The 18923-nt window shown below is 66.6% G+C and carries 19 protein-coding genes; 1 reads left to right on the forward strand and 18 read right to left on the reverse strand.

Translation table 11 applies throughout. The features are described from left to right. Positions 1-219 precede the first annotated feature (219 nt). The 16 genes from tyrS to infC all read right to left on the reverse strand — a co-directional run bounded on the left by tyrS (position 220) and on the right by infC (position 17111). The gene (gene tyrS, locus M7H19_RS06320; RefSeq protein ID WP_298178156.1) at positions 220-1497 is read right to left on the reverse strand and encodes a tyrosine--tRNA ligase; all 1278 of its coding nucleotides are present in this window, start codon (positions 1495-1497) and stop codon (positions 220-222) included. A gap of 90 nt (positions 1498-1587) precedes the next feature. Then, positions 1588-2226 carry a DNA-3-methyladenine glycosylase gene (locus M7H19_RS06325; RefSeq protein WP_298178158.1) on the reverse strand — a complete coding sequence of 213 codons (639 nt, stop codon included), beginning with the start codon at positions 2224-2226 and terminating at the stop codon, positions 1588-1590. Between the two features lie 51 nt (positions 2227-2277). Then, positions 2278-3675 (reverse strand): argininosuccinate lyase, encoded by a 1398-nt coding sequence (gene argH / locus M7H19_RS06330; RefSeq protein ID WP_298178160.1) that lies wholly within the window; start codon positions 3673-3675, stop codon positions 2278-2280. 84 nt (positions 3676-3759) lie between these two features. Continuing rightward, a complete protein-coding gene (locus M7H19_RS06335; protein ID WP_298178162.1) occupies positions 3760-4965 on the reverse strand; it encodes an argininosuccinate synthase in 1206 nt (401 codons plus the stop codon). Continuing rightward, positions 4958-5518 carry an arginine repressor gene (locus M7H19_RS06340; RefSeq protein ID WP_298178164.1) on the reverse strand — a complete coding sequence of 187 codons (561 nt, stop codon included), beginning with the start codon at positions 5516-5518 and terminating at the stop codon, positions 4958-4960. The genes M7H19_RS06335 and M7H19_RS06340 overlap by 8 nt, the downstream gene beginning before the upstream one ends. Beyond that, positions 5515-6441, reverse strand: coding sequence for an ornithine carbamoyltransferase (gene argF / locus M7H19_RS06345; RefSeq protein ID WP_298178166.1), 927 nt, complete (start codon positions 6439-6441; stop codon positions 5515-5517). The genes M7H19_RS06340 and argF overlap by 4 nt, the downstream gene beginning before the upstream one ends. Position 6442: 1 nt before the next feature. Then, positions 6443-7630 (reverse strand): acetylornithine transaminase, encoded by a 1188-nt coding sequence (locus tag M7H19_RS06350; protein ID WP_298178168.1) that lies wholly within the window; start codon positions 7628-7630, stop codon positions 6443-6445. After that, positions 7623-8549 (reverse strand): acetylglutamate kinase, encoded by a 927-nt coding sequence (argB, locus tag M7H19_RS06355; protein ID WP_298178171.1) that lies wholly within the window; start codon positions 8547-8549, stop codon positions 7623-7625. The genes M7H19_RS06350 and argB overlap by 8 nt, the downstream gene beginning before the upstream one ends. Then, positions 8546-9697: a bifunctional glutamate N-acetyltransferase/amino-acid acetyltransferase ArgJ gene (gene argJ, locus M7H19_RS06360; protein ID WP_298178173.1), complete on the reverse strand. Its 1152-nt coding sequence runs from the start codon at positions 9695-9697 to the stop codon at positions 8546-8548. The genes argB and argJ overlap by 4 nt, the downstream gene beginning before the upstream one ends. A gap of 31 nt (positions 9698-9728) precedes the next feature. Beyond that, the gene (gene argC / locus M7H19_RS06365; RefSeq protein ID WP_298178175.1) at positions 9729-10757 is read right to left on the reverse strand and encodes an N-acetyl-gamma-glutamyl-phosphate reductase; all 1029 of its coding nucleotides are present in this window, start codon (positions 10755-10757) and stop codon (positions 9729-9731) included. A 407-nt stretch (positions 10758-11164) separates the two neighbouring features. After that, positions 11165-13684: a phenylalanine--tRNA ligase subunit beta gene (pheT, locus tag M7H19_RS06370; protein WP_298178177.1), complete on the reverse strand. Its 2520-nt coding sequence runs from the start codon at positions 13682-13684 to the stop codon at positions 11165-11167. A 111-nt stretch (positions 13685-13795) separates the two neighbouring features. Further along, on the reverse strand, positions 13796-14863 hold the full coding sequence (gene pheS / locus M7H19_RS06375) for a phenylalanine--tRNA ligase subunit alpha (RefSeq protein ID WP_298178180.1): 1068 nt from the start codon (positions 14861-14863) through the stop codon (positions 13796-13798). A 116-nt stretch (positions 14864-14979) separates the two neighbouring features. After that, a complete protein-coding gene (locus M7H19_RS06380; RefSeq protein WP_298178241.1) occupies positions 14980-15786 on the reverse strand; it encodes an RNA methyltransferase in 807 nt (268 codons plus the stop codon). After that, positions 15783-16160 carry a 50S ribosomal protein L20 gene (rplT, locus tag M7H19_RS06385; protein ID WP_298178182.1) on the reverse strand — a complete coding sequence of 126 codons (378 nt, stop codon included), beginning with the start codon at positions 16158-16160 and terminating at the stop codon, positions 15783-15785. Before rplT ends, M7H19_RS06380 begins: the two co-directional genes overlap by 4 nt. Before the next feature lie 60 nt (positions 16161-16220). Next, a complete protein-coding gene (gene rpmI / locus M7H19_RS06390; RefSeq protein ID WP_298178187.1) occupies positions 16221-16415 on the reverse strand; it encodes a 50S ribosomal protein L35 in 195 nt (64 codons plus the stop codon). Positions 16416-16532: 117 nt separating this feature from the next. After that, positions 16533-17111 carry a translation initiation factor IF-3 gene (infC, locus tag M7H19_RS06395; RefSeq protein ID WP_298178189.1) on the reverse strand — a complete coding sequence of 193 codons (579 nt, stop codon included), beginning with the start codon at positions 17109-17111 and terminating at the stop codon, positions 16533-16535. 252 nt (positions 17112-17363) lie between these two features. Between infC and M7H19_RS06400 the strand changes: the two genes are divergently transcribed. After that, the gene (locus M7H19_RS06400; RefSeq protein WP_298178191.1) at positions 17364-17738 is read left to right on the forward strand and encodes a DUF1844 domain-containing protein; all 375 of its coding nucleotides are present in this window, start codon (positions 17364-17366) and stop codon (positions 17736-17738) included. Between the two features lie 32 nt (positions 17739-17770). On the opposite strand, the gene M7H19_RS06405 is transcribed toward M7H19_RS06400, so the two are convergent. Continuing rightward, positions 17771-18163 carry a Rid family detoxifying hydrolase gene (locus M7H19_RS06405; protein ID WP_298178194.1) on the reverse strand — a complete coding sequence of 131 codons (393 nt, stop codon included), beginning with the start codon at positions 18161-18163 and terminating at the stop codon, positions 17771-17773. Positions 18164-18190: 27 nt separating this feature from the next. Then, the gene (locus M7H19_RS06410) at positions 18191-18904 is read right to left on the reverse strand and encodes a response regulator (protein WP_298178196.1); all 714 of its coding nucleotides are present in this window, start codon (positions 18902-18904) and stop codon (positions 18191-18193) included. Positions 18905-18923: the final 19 nt, after the last annotated feature.

An 18923-nucleotide genomic window follows, 5' to 3' on the forward strand; every position in this document is an offset into this window, starting at 1 on the left:
TGCGTTCCGCGCTGTCAAACCCTCTCAGGTCTGACCCGCTCGCCCCGGTCGTCCCTGGCGACAAAGAGAAGATTACACACCCCCAAAACCCACCCAAACAGGGGGGTCCCCAAACCACAAAACCCCAGCTCAAAGGCACTGAGCACGCCCTACACGCCGAAGGCCGCCTTCCCGGGCGGAAAGGCGGCCTTCGGAAACAGACCTCAACGTCGGTCGGAGCTACCCGTTCAGTACACGGACTCCCGCCATGGTGCGCTTGCCACGACGCACCACGAGCCAACTCCCATGCAACACGTCAGAGATCTCCGGCTTCCAGTTCTCATCCGTGATCTTGGTGTTGTTGACGTAGGCGCCACCTTCCTTCACGGTGCGGCGCGCAGCGCCCTTGCTCTCCACAAGCCCACCGGCCACGAGCAGTTCGATGACGGTGGGCTCGTCACTCAGCCTGACCTCGCCAGTCGGTACCTCGGCCATGGCTGCATCGAGCGTGGCCGCATCGAGCTCACGCAGGTCACCACGGCCGAAAAGTGCCTGACTCGCCGCCACGACCTGTCGGGTCTGCTCCGGGCCGTGCACCAGATCAGTCAGTTCCTGCGCCAGACGACGCTGCGCCTGGCGGGCAGCGGGCCGCTCCTGCGTGGCCTTCTCCAGCTCGCTGATCTCGTCGGCGTCCAGAAACGTCAGCAGCTTCAGACACCGCACCACGTCAGCGTCGGGCATGTTGAGGAAGTACTGGTACCAGGCATACGGAGACGTCATCTCCGGGTCCACCCACACGTTGCCACCGCCGGTGGATTTACCCAGCTTGCGTCCCTCGGAGTCCGTGATCAACGGCGTTGTCAACGCATGCACCTGAACGCCGTGCACCCTACGGACGAGGTCGACCCCGGCTATGATGTTGCCCCATTGATCGGAGCCACCCACCTGAAGCCGCACGTTGTAGCGCTCGAACAGCTCGCGGTAATCGGTGGCCTGCAACAGCATGTAGCTGAACTCGGTGTAGGAGATTCCGTCCCCCTCGAGCCTGCGCTTCACCGTCTCTCGCGCCAGCATCGTGTTGACGGAGAAATGCTTGCCGACCTCGCGGAGGAAAGTGGGGACGGTCATCGATCCGAGCCAGTCGAGGTTGTTCACCTCGATCGGCGACACATCGGGGTGATCGAAATCCACGAAACGCGCCAGCTGGCCCCGCAACCTGTCCGCCCACTCGCGGACCTGCTCCTCGGAATGGAGCGTGCGCTCCCCGACATCCCGAGGATCGCCGATCAGTCCGGTACCACCGCCCGCGAGCAACACGGGCCGATGACCCGCGTTTTGGAACCGCCGCAGCATGAGCATCTGCACGAGGTGACCGGCGTGCAGGCTGGGCGCGGTGGGATCGAACCCGATATAGACAGCGAGCGGACCACCGTCTAGGCCTCGTCGCAGCGCGTCGAGATCGGTGGACTGCGCGATCAACCCGCGCCAGGACAGTTCGTCAAGAATATGCTCGCTCACGATTCCATTCTCCCCGCACTTCACGGTGGACCGCTGCGGGGACCGGCATACACATAACCGCCGTCCCCTGAATCGACGGCCACAACTTCGTCAGGACCGGGCGCGGACCCGGGTATTACGCCGATAGGCGCTGACCGCGGGCGAACCGGCGATCCAGAACCGCCACGGCACGTCCCGGGCAGCGGCGACTCCCACACGCGGACCCGATCGGATCGATTCCGCACCGACCGGCTCACCGGTGAGAAGTCGGACGGGCGAATCGGGGTCCGTGAGATCGAGTCCGTTGTGTGCGCGGTCGAGGCCGAGCACGGAGGTCAGCACGGCCGGCCCCTTGGCGACGAGCCCGCCGCCCCGAGCGGTGGGACGTCTGTGCCTGGCCAGTTCCTGCCCCTCGACGACCTCTCCGGCACGCAACAGCACGGCTCCCGGTTCGCCGTCGGTGAGTCCCACGACATTGGCGCAGAAGTGCATGCCGTAGACGAAATACACGTAGAGATACCCGGCAGGACCCCACATCACCTCGTTGCGAGGCGTACGGCCGCGGTAGCAGTGCGACGCAGGGTCATCGAGCCCCCGGTACGCCTCCACCTCGACGAGACGCACCCGGACCGTGCCCTGATCACTACGCGACTCCAATTCGCACCCGAGCAGCCTCAGAGCCAGGTCGACAGGATCGATGGCAAGCCACTCGCGCCGGAATACCCGGCTCGTGGCGATCTCGTCCGTCACTACGCTCCCCTCGCTGGCTCTGTCGTGCCCAGGGTAACCGGGGTGCGCCGACTACCGTGCAGCCCACTCGCGCAGCTCGGCCAATCGTGCCACCAGGCGTTCCCGTTGTTCCGAGACCCGAGCCGGCGCCGTCCCACCCCGAGAATCACGAGAGGCCACCGAGCCCTCGACCGTGAGCACCTCGCGCACAGCAGGCGTGAGCGCGGGATGGATCGCCGTCAGTTCGTCGGTGGTGAGGTCGTCCAGACCGACACCGCGCTCCTCGGCCACTCGCACGCACTCGCCCGCGGCCTCGTGCGCGGCACGGAACGGGACTCCCTGCCGTACCAGCCATTCCGCGACGTCCGTGGCGAGCGTGAAACCCGCCGGAGCAGACTCGGCGAGCCGATCCGTGTGGAAAGTCAGAGTGCCGATCATCCCCGCGATGGCGGGCAAGAGAAGTTCCAACTGTTCGACGGAGTCGAAGACGGGTTCCTTGTCCTCCTGCAGGTCGCGGTTATACGCCAACGGCTGAGCCTTCAGCGTCGCCAGCAGACCGGTGAGGTTCCCGATCAACCGCCCCGCCTTACCCCGCGTGAGCTCGGCCACGTCCGGGTTTTTCTTCTGCGGCATGATCGAGCTGCCGGTGGCCCAGGCATCGTCGAGCGTCACGTATCCGAACTCGGCGGTGTTCCAGATGATGACTTCCTCGGCGATTCGGGACAGGTTCACGCCGAGCATGGCCAACACGAAGCAGAACTCGGCAGCGAAGTCACGGGACGCCGTGCCGTCGATCGAGTTCTCCACCGAGGTCGGGAAACCCAACTCACGCGCGACGGCGTCGGGATCGAGTCCCAATGACGAACCGGCAAGCGCACCCGAGCCGTACGGCGACTCCGCCGCGCGGGCGTCCCAATCCTTGAGCCGGCCCAGATCACGCAGCAGTGCCTGGGCGTGAGCCATCAGATGATGGGCCAACAGCACAGGTTGGGCGTGTTGCAGGTGCGTACGCCCCGGCAGTACGGCGTCGTGGTGCCGAGTGGACTGCTCGACGAGCGCATCGACGATGTCGAGTGTGTCGGCGGTGATACGGCGCGCGGCATCTCTCAGCCACATGCGGAACAGCGTGGCCACCTGGTCGTTACGCGAGCGGCCCGCCCGCAGTTTCCCACCGAGTTCAGGGCCCGCGCGCTCCAGTAGGCCGCGTTCCAACGCGGTGTGGACGTCCTCGTCGGCGACGGTCGGGGTGAACGCTCCCGACTCGACATCCTTCGCGAGTTGATCGAGCGCCGCGAGCATCGCCTCGAGTTCGTCGTCGGTCAGCAGGCCGGCTCGGTGCAGCACACGAGCGTGGGCGCGCGACCCCGCGATGTCGTAGGGCGCCAGACGCCAGTCGAAATGTGTCGATGCGGATAGTGCCGCCATCGCCTCGGCCGGCCCGCTCGCGAACCGACCACCCCACAGCTTCATCGTGTCCCTCCCGTGCCGCCGTGGACCAGGGCCGCTCGCCCGCACGAAGCGTGGCGAGCGGCCCATCGCCTCCGTGGTGACGTGTCAGTCGTTCTTGCTCTGCTGCCTCTTGGCGGCGATCTTGCTGGGCAGGCCCCACAGCTGCACGAAGCCCTTGGCCAGCGACTGGTCGAACGTGTCACCCTCGTCGTAAGTGGCCAGGTTGAAGTCGTAGAGCGACTCCTCGCTGCGCCGTCCCGTGACGATGGCGTTGCCGCCGTGCAGGACCATGCGGATCTCACCGGTGACGTGCTCCTGCGCCTTGGCGATGAAGCCGTCCAACGCTTCCTTCAGCGGCGAGAACCACAGGCCGTCGTAGACGAGCTCGCCCCAGCGCTGCTCCACCTGGCGCTTGAAGCGGGCGAGATCCCGCTCCACGGTCACGTTCTCCAATTCCTGGTGCGCGGTGATCAACGCGATCGCGCCCGGGGCCTCGTAGACTTCCCGGCTCTTGATCCCCACGAGCCGGTCCTCGACCATGTCCAGCCTGCCGATGCCGTGCGCCCCGGCCCGGCGGTTCATCTCCTGGATGGCCTCCAGGACCGTGACCTGCTTGCCGTCGATGGCGACGGGGACGCCCTTGTCGAAGGTGATGATCACCTCGTCGGGAGCCTGGAAGTGGAGAGTCGGGTCCTGGGTATAGGAGTAGACCTCCTTCGGCGGCTCGTTCCAGAGGTCCTCCAGAACACCGGTCTCCACGGCCCGGCCCCACACGTTCTGGTCGATCGAGAACGGCGAGGACTTCGTGACGTCGATCGGAAGGTTACGTTCCTCGGCGTAGGCGATGGCCTTCTCACGTGTCCACGCGAAATCACGCACGGGCGCGAGCACGGTCAGGTCTGGGGCGAGCGCGCCGATACCCACCTCGAAACGCACCTGGTCGTTGCCCTTCCCCGTGCAGCCGTGCGCCACCGTGGTGGCGCCGTGATACTTGGCCGCCTCGGCGAGGTGCTTGACGATCAACGGCCGCGACAGCGCGGACACCAGCGGGTAGCGGTCCATGTAGAGAGCGTTGGCCTGCAACGCCGGGAGGCAGTACTCCTCGGCGAACTCGTCCTTCGCGTCGGCGACGACGGCTTCGACAGCACCACAGTCGAGCGCACGCTTACGGATGGTCTCCAGGTCCTCACCACCCTGGCCGACATCGACGGCGACGGCCACCACCTCGGCACCGGTCTCCTCGGCGATCCAACCGATCGCCACCGAGGTGTCGAGCCCGCCCGAGTATGCGAGCACCACCCGCTCAGTCATTGTCCTTCTCCTCACTCACGTTCATGTCTGCGTTCGACGACCGTTGCGCCAATGCGGTGAACCGTTCCGCCAGCTCTTGGCCCGTCAACGGTTCCCTGGCGATCACCGCGATCGTGTCGTCGCCGGCGATGGAGCCGACGACCTCGTCCAGCGCTGCCCTGTCGATGGCGCTGGCCAGGAATTGGGCCGCGCCCGGAGGGGTTCGCAGCACCATGAGATTGCCCGAGGAATCGGCCGAGACCATGAATTCGGCCAGCAGCCTCGACAGCCGTGTCGTGCCACCCTGCACACCGCGTACGGGACTGCCGTCCTCGGGAATCACATACACCGGGGCTCCCGAGTCAGCGCCCCTGAGTTTCACCGCACCGAGCTCGTCCAGATCCCTGGACAAAGTCGCCTGAGTGACCTCGATGCCTTCGGCGGCCAGTAACCGGGCCAGTTCGGTTTGGCTTCGGATGGCCATATTGGACACCAGCTCGGTGATCCGCGCGTGCCGCCTCGCCCGGTTCATACCACCTGTGGTCGAGGACCGGTGTTGCCGGTCGGTCGTCATCGTCGCTCCTGCTTCAGCAGCCACACCAGAAGCGCCTTTTGGGCGTGCAACCGGTTCTCCGCCTCGTCCCACACCGCACTGGCGGGCCCGTCGATCACCTCGTCAGTGATCTCCATCCCACGGTGTGCGGGAAGGTCGTGGAGCACGACGGTGTCCTTGCCGGTCCTGGCGAGCAGGTCGGTGTTGACCTGGTACGGCAGAAACGGCGTCACACGGTCCTTGCCGTCCTTCTCCTGTCCCATGGACGTCCACGCGTCGGTGGTCACGACATCGGCCCCGTCGACGGCCGCGTGCGGGTCGGTGAACACCGTCGCGCTGCCATCGGTTTCGGAAGCTCGTTTCTCCACGGCATCGAGCACCCAGGGAAGCGGGTGAAAACCTTCCGGGGCAGCGACCCGCACGTGCATGCCGGCCGTGACTCCACCGAGCAGCAGCGAGTGAGCCATGTTGTTCGCGCCGTCGCCGAGGTAGGTCAGTGTAAGACCGGCGAGAGTGCCTTTACGCTCCCGCACGGTGAACAGATCGGCGAGGATCTGGCAGGGGTGGAATTCGTCGGTGAGCGCGTTCACGACGGGAACCGTCGCGGCAGCGGCGAACTCGTCGATCCGCTCCTGTCCGAACGTGCGCCACACAACGAGATCGACGTACCGCGACAGAACACGAGCGGTGTCGCCGAGCGTCTCCTCCCGACCCAGCTGCATGCTGCGCCCGTCCACCACCACGGGATGTCCGCCCAGCTGGGCGATGCCGACCTCGAACGAGAACCGGGTACGAGTCGAGTTCTTCTCCAGAATCACCGCGACGGACTTCGGTCCGGCCAGAGCAGCACCGTACGGCTGTTCCTTCAATTCGGCCGTGAGATCGAGTATCTCGGCTTGCTCATGCGGTGTGAGGTCGTCGTCTCGGAGGAAATGGCGCGGCATATCAATCGTCCTTCTCGATGGCGGTATCGAGCACGTCGGGCAATGCACGGAGGAGAGCGTCGACCTGCTCCCTGCTCACGACCAACGGCGGCGCAAGCCGCACCACGTCGGGCTGGACGGGATTGACAAGGAATCCCGCTTGCTGCGCTGCGGCCGCGACAGTGCTCGACACCGGCTTGCGCAACACGATCCCCAGCAACAGGCCCGCTCCACGCACCTCGTGCACCAGTGGGTGCCCGAGCCGCTCCACGCCCGCCACGAGGTCCTTGCCAATAGCGGCGGCGTGGTCCAACAAGTCGTTCGTGGCGATGCTGTCGAGCACAGCGAGTCCCGCAGCACAACACACCGGATTGCCACCGAACGTCGTGCCGTGCTGCCCCGGTTCGAACAGTGTGGCGGCCTCACCGAACGCCAGACACGCGCCGAGGGGGAGTCCACCGCCGATTCCCTTCGCCAGCGTCACCACGTCGGGTTCGATGCCGGCCTGCTGATAGCCGAACCAGCTTCCGAGCCTGCCGACGCCCGTCTGCACCTCGTCGACCACCAGCAAGGCGCCGTGCCGGGCCGTGATCTCCCTGGCGACCTTCAGATAGTCGTCGCCAGGCACGATCACGCCGTTCTCCCCCTGGACCGGCTCCACGAAGAACGCGGCGGTCTCGGAGTCCACGACGTTCCGCAATGCGGCGACATCGCCGTACGGCACGTGCTCGACGCCGGGCACGAGCGGTTCGAAAGGTGCGCGCTTGGCAGGCTGCCCGGTCAACGACAACGCACCCATGGTGCGGCCGTGGAAGCTGCCTTCGGTGGCTACGACCTTGTGCTTACCGGTGCGGCGCGCCAGTTTGAAGGCCGCTTCCAGAGCCTCGGCGCCGGAGTTGCAGAACAGCACCCTGCCCCTGCCGATCCCGGAGAGGTCGAGCAGGCGTTCCGCGAGCGCGAGCGACGGTTCGTTGATGTACAGGTTCGACGTATGTCCGATCGTGGCGATCTGTCGGGTCACGGCCGACACCACCGCAGGATGCGCGTGCCCGAGCGCGTTGACCGCGATACCGGTCGTGAAGTCGAGATAACGACGGCCGTCGGCGTCCCACACCACGGCGCCCTCACCGCGCACCAGGTTCAGCCGGGGAACACCGTAGTTGTTCATCATCGCGGCCTGCCACCGCGACTGTGCGTTCTCATTAGACATCGCCGTCCCCCTCTTCCGGCACGACCATGGTGCCAACACCACGCGACGTGAACACTTCCAGCAACACGGAATGAGCGAGTCGTCCGTCGATCACGTGTGCACGTCGCACCCCACCGCGGATGGCCCGCAGGCAGGCTTCCATCTTCGGGATCATCCCGCTCGACAACTCGGGAAGCAGCCGTTCGAGTCCATCGACGTCGATACGGTCCACAAGAGACGAACGGTCCGGCCAGTTCGCATACAGTCCCTCGATGTCGGTCAGCACGACCAACTTCTCGGCTTTCAGCGCGGCGGCGAGGGCTCCCGCCGCGGTATCCGCGTTGACGTTGTGAACCACGCCGTCCTGGTCGGGGGCGACGGTCGACACCACCGGGATGCGTCCGGCGTTGACGATGTCGAGTACCGCGTCGGGGTTGACGTCGACGACCTCACCGACAAGCCCGACGTCGACGGGCTCACCGTCCACAGTGGCTGATTTACGTTCGGCCGTGAACAGGCGGGCGTCCTCCCCCGAGATCCCGACCGCATACGGGCCATGCGCGTTGATGAGGCCGACGAGTTCTCGACTGACCTGCCCGACCAGCACCATCCGCACGATGTCCATCGTCTCGGGCGTCGTCACTCGGAGCCCGCCCTTGAACTCGCCGTGGATGCCGAGCCGGTCGAGCATCGCCGTGATCTGCGGACCACCGCCGTGAACGACGACCGGCCGCAATCCCGCCAATCGCAGGAACACCATGTCCTGCGCGAAGGCACGCTTCAGTTCGTCGTCGATCATGGCGTTTCCGCCGTACTTCACGACGACCGTGACTCCGTGGAAGCGCTGCAACCAGGGCAGCGCTTCGATCAGCACACCCGCCTTCTCGGCCGCGGTGGCGAGTCGGTCATCGGCGGGCACCGTGGTGGGCTTGTCTGTCATGTTGAATACGCCGAATTCTCGTGAACGTAAGCGTGGGTCAGATCGTTGGTCCAGATCGTCGCCGATTCCTGTCCCGCCTTGAGGTCGACGGTCACGGTCACCGCACGGTCGGACAGGTCGACGACCTCCCGGGATTCACCCGGCTCACCACCTCGGCAGATCCACACGCCATTGAAGGCGACATCCAACGCCCCCGGGTCGAACACCGCCTCAGTGGTGCCGACCGCGGCGAGAATGCGCCCCCAGTTCGGGTCCTTGCCGTACACGGCGGTCTTGAACAAGTTGCTCCGGGCGATCGCCCTGCCCACGGCGAGCGCGTCGTCCTCCGAGGCGGCATTGACCACCTCGATGGTGATGTCGTGTTCGGAGCCCTCCGCGTCGCCGAGCAACTGTTGGGCGAGGTCATGGCAGGCGTCGGTCAGCAAAGCGGTGAACTCGTCGGCATCGGGCGTGGTTCCCGAAGCACCGCTGCACATCAACAACACGGTGTCGTTGGTGGACATGCACCCGTCGGAGTCGAGTCGGTCGAACGTCACATGGGTGGCTTCGCGTAGTGCGCGATCAGCGGTGTCGGCATCGATGTCGGCATCGGTGGTGAGGACCACGAGCATCGTGGCCAGAGCGGGCGCGAGCATTCCGGCGCCCTTGGCGATACCACCGACCGTATAACCCGCGCCTTGGCGTACCACCTGTTTGCTGCGCGTGTCGGTAGTCATGATCGCCTCGGCCGCCGCGGCCCCACCGTTGTCGGAGAGCCGCCCCACCACCGCCTCGATACCGGCGGTCAGCTTGCCGCGGTGGAGCTGTTCCCCGATCAACCCGGTGGAGCACACGACGACATCGTCCGCTTCGGCACCGAGCCGTTCGGCGACGAGCTCCGCGGAAGCGCGTGTGGTCTGAAAACCCTCCGATCCGGTGTAGCAGTTGGCGCCACCGGAGTTCAGCACGACCGCCTTCGCGCTGCGGTCGGCCAGCACCTGCTCGCTCCACAACACCGGATTGGCCTTGCACCGGTTGGTGGTGAACACGGCGGCGGCGACGTCGGAGGGTCCGTCGTTGACGACGAGCGCAACGTCGCTCTTACCGCTGGCCTTCAGACCCGCGGCGACACCGCCGGCACGAAAACCCCGTGGAGTGGTGACAGTCATGCACCTACCTCCTCGTTCGGGGGGCACAGAATCATGGCGCGACTCCCGTCACGGGCAGCCCGGTGGCCTCATCCAGCCCCAGTGCGATGTTCATGGACTGCACGGCCCCACCGGCCGTGCCCTTGGTGAGATTGTCGAGCGCGGCCACCACGACCAGTCGGTTCGCGTCCGTGTCGAGCGCGACCTGCAACGACACCATGTTCGACCCCACGGTGGCCGCCGTGGTGGGCCACGACCCCTCCGGCAAGACCGAGACGAAGGGCTCTTCGCCGTACGCCTTCTCGTAGACCGCCCTGACCGCGCCGAGGTCGGTGTCTTCGGCCAACGGCGCACTCGCTGTGGTGAGGATGCCGCGGGGCATCGGCGCGAGAACGGGGGTGAAGGACACGGCGACCCGCTGACCGGCGACCGCACTGAGGTTCTGGACGAACTCGGGCGTGTGCCGATGCGCTCCACCGACGCCGTAGGCGCTGGCCGAACCCATCACCTCGGAGCCGAGCAAGTGCGGCTTCAGGCTCTTACCCGCACCGGAGGTACCCGTGACCGCGACGATCGTGACCTCCGGCCGAACCAGCCCGGCAGCGAACGCGGGAACCAGCGCGAGAGAACCGCCGGTGGGGAAACAGCCGGGCACGGCGATCCGCCTGGTCTCCCTCAGCGCGTCCCGCCCACCGGGCAACTCGGGCAGACCATAAGGCCAGGTACCGACGTGCTCGCTGCCGTACCACCGCTGCCAGTCAGCGGCATCGACCAGGCGATGGTCGGCGCCGAGGTCGATCACCAACGTGTCGTCGCCCAATTGCGCCGCAAGGGGACCTGAATGGCCATGCGGCAACGCGAGAAACACCACGTCATGCCCCGCCAGCACCTCGGGTGTGGTCTCCTGGACACGACGGTCGGCGAGCGGACCCAAGTGCGGCTGGTGCTGCCCGAGCAGTGTTCCCGCGCTACTGGCGGCGGTCAGCGCTCCGATCTTGACCTCCGGGTGCGCGAGCAGAAGCCGCAACAACTCACCGCCCGCATAGCCGGTCGCACCGGCCACCGCTACCTTCACCGTCATGCGAGTGATTATGCACCCCCATGCAAGCTCAAACGAAGTGGGGGGTGGACACCCCTCGCATTCGCTCACTTGTTCGAGACTATCGACGGCCCGGTACCAGCGCAGCTACCGGAATGAGTGACGCAAACGCCACCTGCACCACTCGGACACCACTTTCCTGCGCGCCGAACCGCGAACGGCATCCGGCAGAGGTCCTAGGAAACTGCCCTTGAAAAATGCGGCAACCCATCGGCGCGGTCCGGAAGTCGAGGAACCGGCCGCGTCGAGACCGAGACCAACGAGCCCGTATCGGACGCAGAGATGCCGTTCAAGACACGAAACCGCGCCCGATACAGGTATGCCCGATACAGGTGTGGCTGCCCGCCGGAGAATCCGCACGGGCAGCCACGACCACTTACCTCAGCTCGTCAGCTCCGCAGCACCGCGCCGAAACGCTCGCCGACCGCGGCCACCGCAGCGTCCCGCGCCTTGGTCGCCTCCTCCACGGTGAGCGTGCGATCAGGAGCGCGGAACCGCATCTTGTACGCCAACGACCGCTTACCCTCACCGACCTGCTCACCGGTGTAGGTGTCGAACAGCGACACCTCCTCCACCAGTTCACCGGCGGCCTCACGCAGCGTGGCGGCCAGGTCCGCGGACGGCACGTCCTCGTCCACGACCAGTGCGACGTCCAACAGCACCGGCGGGAAAGGCGAGATCGACGGCGCCGGCCTGCGCTCCACCAACGGAATCGCGTCGAGGTCCAGCTCCATCACGGAAGTCCGCTTCGGCAGCCCGAGCCTTTCCACCACCTTGGGGTGCAACTCACCGGCATGTCCGATCGTCCGGCCATCGACCGACAAACGGGCACACCGACCGGGATGCCAAGGCATCAAGGCGTCCGCCTCGATGTCCAACTCCACGGAGGAGATCTCACCTACCACGCGCGCAGCCTGTATGGCATCGGCCCACGACGCGTTCTCGCCACGTCCCCACCAGCCGGAACGGCGACGTTCACCGGCGAGTACCACGGCGACGTGCAACGGCTGATGCGGAACCGAGCCCTCCAGTGCGGCGAGCTCCTCCTCGGACGGTCGCTGGTCCACTCGGAGATCCGGGGCCGCGACCTGATCCGGTCCCGGCAACACTACCTGGCCGATGTGGTACAGCGCGACGTCGCGGAAACCCCGTGAGAGGTTGCGCTGGAGCGTTTCGAGCAGGCCCGGCAGCAGCGAGGTCGTCAGCTGGTTCTTGTCCGCCTCCAGCGGGTTCAGCACCGAGACCGTGCGCCGACGGGGATCGTCCTCGTCCAGCCCCAGGTCTTTCCACACAGAGGCCGAGACGAACGGAAACGGGATGACCTCGACGTAACCGGCCTCCGCGAGCGCACGCGAGATCGCACGCCGACGCCGCTGTGCAGGGTTGAGGCCACGACCGGCCGGAGCCGCGGGCAGTACCGACGGGATCGTGTCGTACCCCTCCAGCCGCAGCACCTCCTCCACGAGGTCCGCGGGCTGGCCCAGATCCCCACGCCAGCTCGGCGGTACCGCGGTGACCAGGGCCGTGCCGTCGTCACCGGTTCCCACCGACACTTTGCACCCGATCTGTGTCAACCTGCGCACGGTGACACCGCGGTCGAACCGCACGCCCGCCACCTGGTCGGGCAAATCGATCGGCATGGTGATCGGCGAAGCGGGCTCCACGCTCCCCTCATCGGTGCGCCCGGGACGGATGCTCCCGTCGCCGTATCGACGCAACAGCCGCGCCGCCACCTCGATCGCCACCGCGCACAACGCCGGGTCGGTGAACCGCTCGAAACGTTTCGCCGCCTCCGAGAACAGGTTGTGCCTACGCGCGGTCCTGCTGATGGACGCCGGCTCCCAGTGCGCCGCCTCCAACAACACATCCGTGCTGTCGTCGCGGATCTCGGTTCCGGCGCCCCCCATGACCCCCGCCAACGAGACGACGCCGCTGTCATCGGCGATCACCACGTCGTCCGGGTCGAGCGTGCGCTCGACATCGTCCAAAGTGGTCAACTTCTCACCCGGACGCGCCCGACGCACCACGAGGCCGCCCTGGAGGGAACCCGTGTCGAAAGCGTGCAGAGGATGACCCAGTTCCAACATCACGTAGTTCGTGATGTCCACGGCCAAGGAGATCGGCCGCATCCCCGCCAGCAACAGACGACGCTGGATCCACCACGGCGTCGGCGCTCCCGCGTCCAACCCGGTGACACGACGCAACACGAAACGGCTGCAGCCCACCGGATCCTCGATCGTGACAGGCCACGCGTCGCCTTCGCCCTCCGGCACGTCGACATAGGCGGGATCGCCGTAAGGAGCGTCGAACGCGCACGCCAGCTCCCTGGCTAACCCACGAATCGACAGCGCGTGACCGAGATCCGGTGTGGGAGCCAACTCCAACACCGTGTCCTCAAGGTCGAGCACCTCACGCGCGTCGTCACCGGGGCTCGCCGTGCCCGACGGCAACACGAGGATGCCGCCGTGGTCCTCGCCGATCCCCAGTTCCCGGGCCGAACAGATCATGCCCTCGCTGACATGGCCGTAGGTTTTGCGCTCAGAGATCTCGAAACCACCGGGCAGCACAGCACCAGGAAGCGCGACGACGACCAGGTCGCCCTCCACGAAGTTCTGAGCGCCACAGATGATGCCGTTCGTGGGCGGCCGCGTGGGATCGATCTCCTCCCCTTGCTCGGGGTCGGCAGGGGCTCCCACGTCGACCCGGCAATAGCGGATCGGCTTCTTGAACTGCGTGAGCTCTTCGATCTCGACTACACGCCCGATGACGAGCGGACCGGAGACCTGCCCGACCGACTCGACACCCTCGACCTCGACCCCCAGGCGCACAAAGGCATCGACGATGTCGTCGGTGGTGACGTCCTCGCTGAGTTCCAGATGCTCTCTCAGCCAACTGACGGGGACTCGCATGACGTCTCACGCCTCCGTTTCCTGCGGGACACCCTCCCCGATCGCGGGAACAACCGCGGTGGGGGCCCAACCCGGTCGGCGCAAACGACGCGCCGCGCAATGGTTCGTCATTCACGCCTCCGTTCCGAAAGGAAGGGTGAACCGCACATCCCCCTCCACCATGTCGCGCATGTCCGGGATCCCGTTGCGGAACATGAGCGTCCGCTCCAACCCCATGCCGAAGGCGAAACCGGAGTAAACCTCCGGGTCGACACCACAGGCCCGCAACACGTTGGGGTTGACCATGCCGCAACCGCCCCACTCGACCCAGCCGGGGCCGCCCTTCTTCTCGGGGAACCACACGTCCACCTCTGCGGACGGCTCGGTGAACGGGAAGAAGTGCGGACGGAAGCGAGTACCGGACTCCTCGCCGAACATCGCCTTCGCGAACGCGTCCAAGGTGCCGCGCAGGTGGGCCATCGTCAGCCCCTTGTCCACGGCCAAGCCCTCGACCTGGTGGAACACGGGCGTGTGCGTGGCGTCCAGCTCGTCGGTGCGGAACGTCCGTCCCGGGCACACGATGTACACCGGGAGCTCTCTGTGCAACAGGGCACGCGCCTGCACGGGCGAAGTGTGGGTGCGCAACACCAGGTTCGAGCCCTCGGGAGCCACGTAGAACGTGTCGGCCATCTGTCGGGCCGGGTGGTCCTTACCGAAGTTCAGCGCGTCGAAGTTGAACCACTCCGCCTCGAGTTCGGGGCCCTCGGCGACTTCGTAGCCCATACCCACGAACACGTCGGCGATCCGGTCGGCGATGGTGCTGATGGGGTGCTGGGCTCCTCGCGGAACGCGGTCCCAAGGCAAGGTCACGTCGACCGCCTCGTCACGCAGCACACGTTCGTCGCGTTCGGCCTGCAACACGGCCCGACGCTCGTCGAACGCCGCCTGCACTTCCTGCCGCGCCTCGTTGACCCGCTTGCCCGCGTCCGCCTTCTGCTCCTTGGGCAGCCCTCCGATCGCCCGGCGGGCGAGCGACAGCGGTGCCTGTTCGCCGAAGTGCGCCGGCTTCACCGCCGTCAAAGCATCCAGGTCCGCAGCTGCCGCGAACTCCTTCTTGGCCGCCTCGACGGCCGCCCGCAATGTTTCGGGCGCGACCCTGTCGGCCGGCTCGGGCTCCTGCTTCTCCAAGGCTTCGGACATAGCTCCTCGAACGTCCGCTCCACGTTGACTGGGCTGTACGCGAGCGTGAGCGCACGTCAGCGATTCACACGCGAAATTCTATGTGAGAGCACGGGCCGACCGCCCGTCACCCTCCGTCAGGACCGGTGCCGCACAGCGGTGGTGTAGAGACACACAGCGGCAGCGGTAGCGAGATTGAGGCTTTCCGCCTTGCCATACAACGGAACCCGCACCGCATGGTCCGCCTGCGCGAGCACGTCGGGGGGTAGCCCGTGAGCCTCATTGCCGAACAGCCACGCGGTGGGCCCGTCGAGCTGTTCGGCCGTGGTCAGGTCGGCGTCGGCGTAGCCGTGTGCGGCGACCGTGGTCAGTCCCGACGCCACACAGGCGTCGAGCACGCGGCCGACATCGGGCTCGGCCACCACGGGCAGATGGAACAGACTTCCGGTGGAGGCGCGCACACATTTGCCGTTGTGCACGTCCACGCACGAGCCCGCGAAGATCACCGCATCCGCGCCGGCGGCATCGGCCACTCTCAACACCGTCCCCGCGTTACCGGGATCAGCGATGTCCACCAGGACCGCCACCAGACGGGGCTGTCCCGTCAACGCGGTGGCCAGGTCCGTCGTGACCGTGTCGCACACCGCCACGATGCCCTGCGGCGACACCGTCTCGGACAGCAACTCCGCCGCCCTGTCGTTGACCAGCGACACGGCCGGTGCCTCGGCCACGAGTTCGGCGTGCCGTCGCGCCGCGGCCTCGGTGACGAACAGTTCGTGCACCCGCCCATACCGCAACGCTTCCCTCACCGCCTGAGCACCCTCGGCGAGGAATCGGCCAGCGGCGGCCCTTTCGGACCGCCGTGTCAGTCGGCGTGCAGCAACGACCCGGGGTGTCCTGTGGGTGAACAGGGCATCCCCGGGTCGGTGGTGTTCGGTGCTCAGGCCGACTTCTTCGCGTCGGAGGACAGGTTCTGCTTCGCCACCTCGGCGAGCGAGGCGAAGGCGGCGGCGTCGTTCACCGCGAGGTCCGCGAGAATCTTGCGGTCCACCTCGACACCAGCGGCCTTCAGGCCCTGGATGAAGCGGTTGTAGGTGACGCCGTTCTGGCGAGCCGCCGCGTTGATCCGAGTGATCCACAGCTGGCGGAAGTCACCCTTGCGGGCCCGACGGTCCCGGTAGGAGTAGTTGAACGAGTGGAGCGTCTGCTCCTTGGCCTTGCGGTACAGACGCGAACGCTGGCCACGGTAGCCACTGGCCAGTTCGAGAGTTGCGCGACGCTTCTTCTGGGCGTTGACCGCCCGCTTGACGCGTGCCACGGGTCCATCCTGTCGTGTCGGGGGGCGCACACAACGCCCCGGTGGTTACGGCGGACTGGGTCAGCGGCCGAGCAGCCGCTTGACGCGGCGCACATCCTGGGCCGCGACCTCGGTGGTGCCCTCGAGCCTACGAGTCACCCTGCTCGACTTCTTCTCCAGCAGATGCCTCCGGCCGGCCTGCTCGCGCCGGATCTTGCCGCTGCCCGTCACGCGGACGCGCTTCGACATCCCGCTGTGGGACTTGTTCTTCGGCATTCTTCCCTCTTTCAGACGACAGCACACCGATCACCGGTGTGCTGCTGCGTTGTGGCGATGCTGCGGTGTTACCGACCGCGCCGCCCGTCTGCCGCCCGGCATGCGGGCGGCAGTACGTCACGACCCGCTGCTGTCCGCGTTCTTTGTCGTCTTCGTCTTCGCCTTGGCGTTCTTGTGCGGCGCCAAAACCATGATCATGTTACGGCCGTCCTGCTTCGGCTTCGACTCAATGAAGCCCAACTCGGACACGTCCTCTGCGAGCCGCTGCAACAGTCGGAAACCGAGTTCCGGCCTCGACTGCTCACGCCCGCGGAACATGATCGTCACCTTGACCTTGTTCCCCGCCTCGAGGAATCGGGACACGTGCCCCTTCTTCGTCTCGTAGTCGTGCGGGTCGATCTTGGGGCGCAGCTTCTGTTCCTTGATAACGGTGAGCTGCTGATTGCGGCGGGACTCACGGGCCTTCTGAGCACTTTCGTACTTGTACTTCCCGTAGTCCATGAGCTTCGCCACCGGCGGGCGCGCCTGCGGGGCGACCTCGACGAGATCGAGATCGGCCTCCTGAGCGAGTCGCAGCGCGTCCTCGATACGGACGATGCCGACCTGCTCACCGTTCGGCCCCACGAGGCGAACCTCGGGGACACGGATGCGCTCGTTGATGCGCGTCTCGGAGCTGATGGGGCCTCCTTGGTCCAAGTGCCGTTCGTTCTGCTGTCTCGACCTGGTGCCCACATACCACAGGCCCCGACGTTTTCATACACGTGCGGGGCCCTTGATCCGATCGGCATCCAAAACTCGGATGCTATCGCGACCGCCGTGGCGACCAACGCCACACACGGTCCGCGTGACCGGACCCGGCCACCTGATGCGGTGACTCGGGTGGGAGCGGGGCTCCACTTGCGGCCCCCGATGTCTCGGAGGCTGGTCGCACGTGGAATCGTACCAGACGTGCGAGACGACTCAATCAATAGCAACGTTTCCGGACCCGAAGACGATTCCCCGAACGTCAGGGAACTACACACCATCCCCAGCGTGGAAGTCATCAGCAGGGCCGCCGTGATGTTGATGTCCGCCGCCGCCGAGCGGCTCGGCCTCGCCGACGAGGACCCGGACACCAGTCCGCACCGCGACCTCGACGAGGCCCGCAGGCTCATCACCGCGCTAGCCGGCCTGATCACGGCCTCGGGCGAATACCTGGGGCTGCACGCAGCACCGCTGCGTGACGGACTCCAGTCGCTGCAGAAAGCGTTCCGGGAAGCCTCCGCCGTGCCCGACCCGCCGGGACAGGGCCCCGGGGAGAAGTACACCGGGCCCGTGTACTAAAAGATCCGGGCCGGGTCCGGCCGGCCCCAGGGTCAGTCCAGTACCGCGAGAGCGTCGATCTCCACCAACAACCCCTGGGGCAGGCCGACGTACACGGTGGTCCTGGCCGGGTACGGCTCGGCGCCGAGTTCGGTGACGAGCTCGTTGTAGACCTCGTTGAACTCCGCGAAGTGCGCGGTGTCGGTGAGATAGGCACGCATCATGACGACGTCGTCGAAATCTGCACCCGCCGCCTCGAGGACGGCACGCAGGTTCGCGAACACCTGCCGGGTCTGACCCGCGATGCCGCCGTCGGCGACTTCACCCGTCGCGGGGTCGACGCCGACCTGGCCGGCGACCTGGAGGATGTTGCCCTTACGCACAGCCTGCGAGTACACCGCCACCGGCGCCGGCGCAGCGGTCGTGCTCACTGCCTGCTTACTCATCGCATCCTCCTCAACACCCGCAAGGGACTACGGTGCCTCAGATGACTGTCCGTGCCCCTCATCGGAGTGCTCGACGGGCACGTACCGGACTTCCGGTCGCCCGACCGTCCCGTAGTGCGGACGGCGACGGACGATTCCATGATCAGCAAGATACTCGAGATAGCGGCGAGCGGTGACGCGGGCGACACCGGTGGCCTCCGCGACAGCGGAGGCCGACAGACCACCACTCGATTCCGCGAGGACAGCGGTGACCGCGTCGAGGGTCGCGGTACTCATCCCCTTGGGCAACGGGCCTCGCCCGGGGGCACGCAGGGTCTCCAGAAGACGATCGATGTCCGCCTGACCACTGGCCTGTCCGGGCCGGGCCGCGCGTTCACGGAACCGCGCGTAACTGTCGAGCTTGCCACGCAGCGTCGCGAAGGTGAAGGGTTTCAGCAGGTACTGCACCACCCCCGCGGAGACCGCTCCCCTCACGACCGACAGATCCCGCGCCGACGTCACCGCGATCACGTCCACCGGGGCCCCGGTGGCGCGCAGGGCCCTGCACACGGCCAGACCGTGTGTGTCGGGCAGATAGAAGTCGAGCAGCACCAGGTCGACCTGGTGCCGTTCACAGAATCGGACGGCCGCCCCACCCGAGTGCACGACACCCGCGACCGTGAATCCCGCGATCCGTTCGACGTATTCCCGGTGCGCGTCGGCCGCCACCGGATCGTCTTCGACCACGAGCACACTGATCATCCACGACGCCTCCGCCTTA

Source organism: Saccharomonospora sp. (assembly GCF_027317685.1).
In the GTDB taxonomy this organism is placed as follows: Bacteria; Actinomycetota; Actinomycetes; order Mycobacteriales; family Pseudonocardiaceae; genus Saccharomonospora.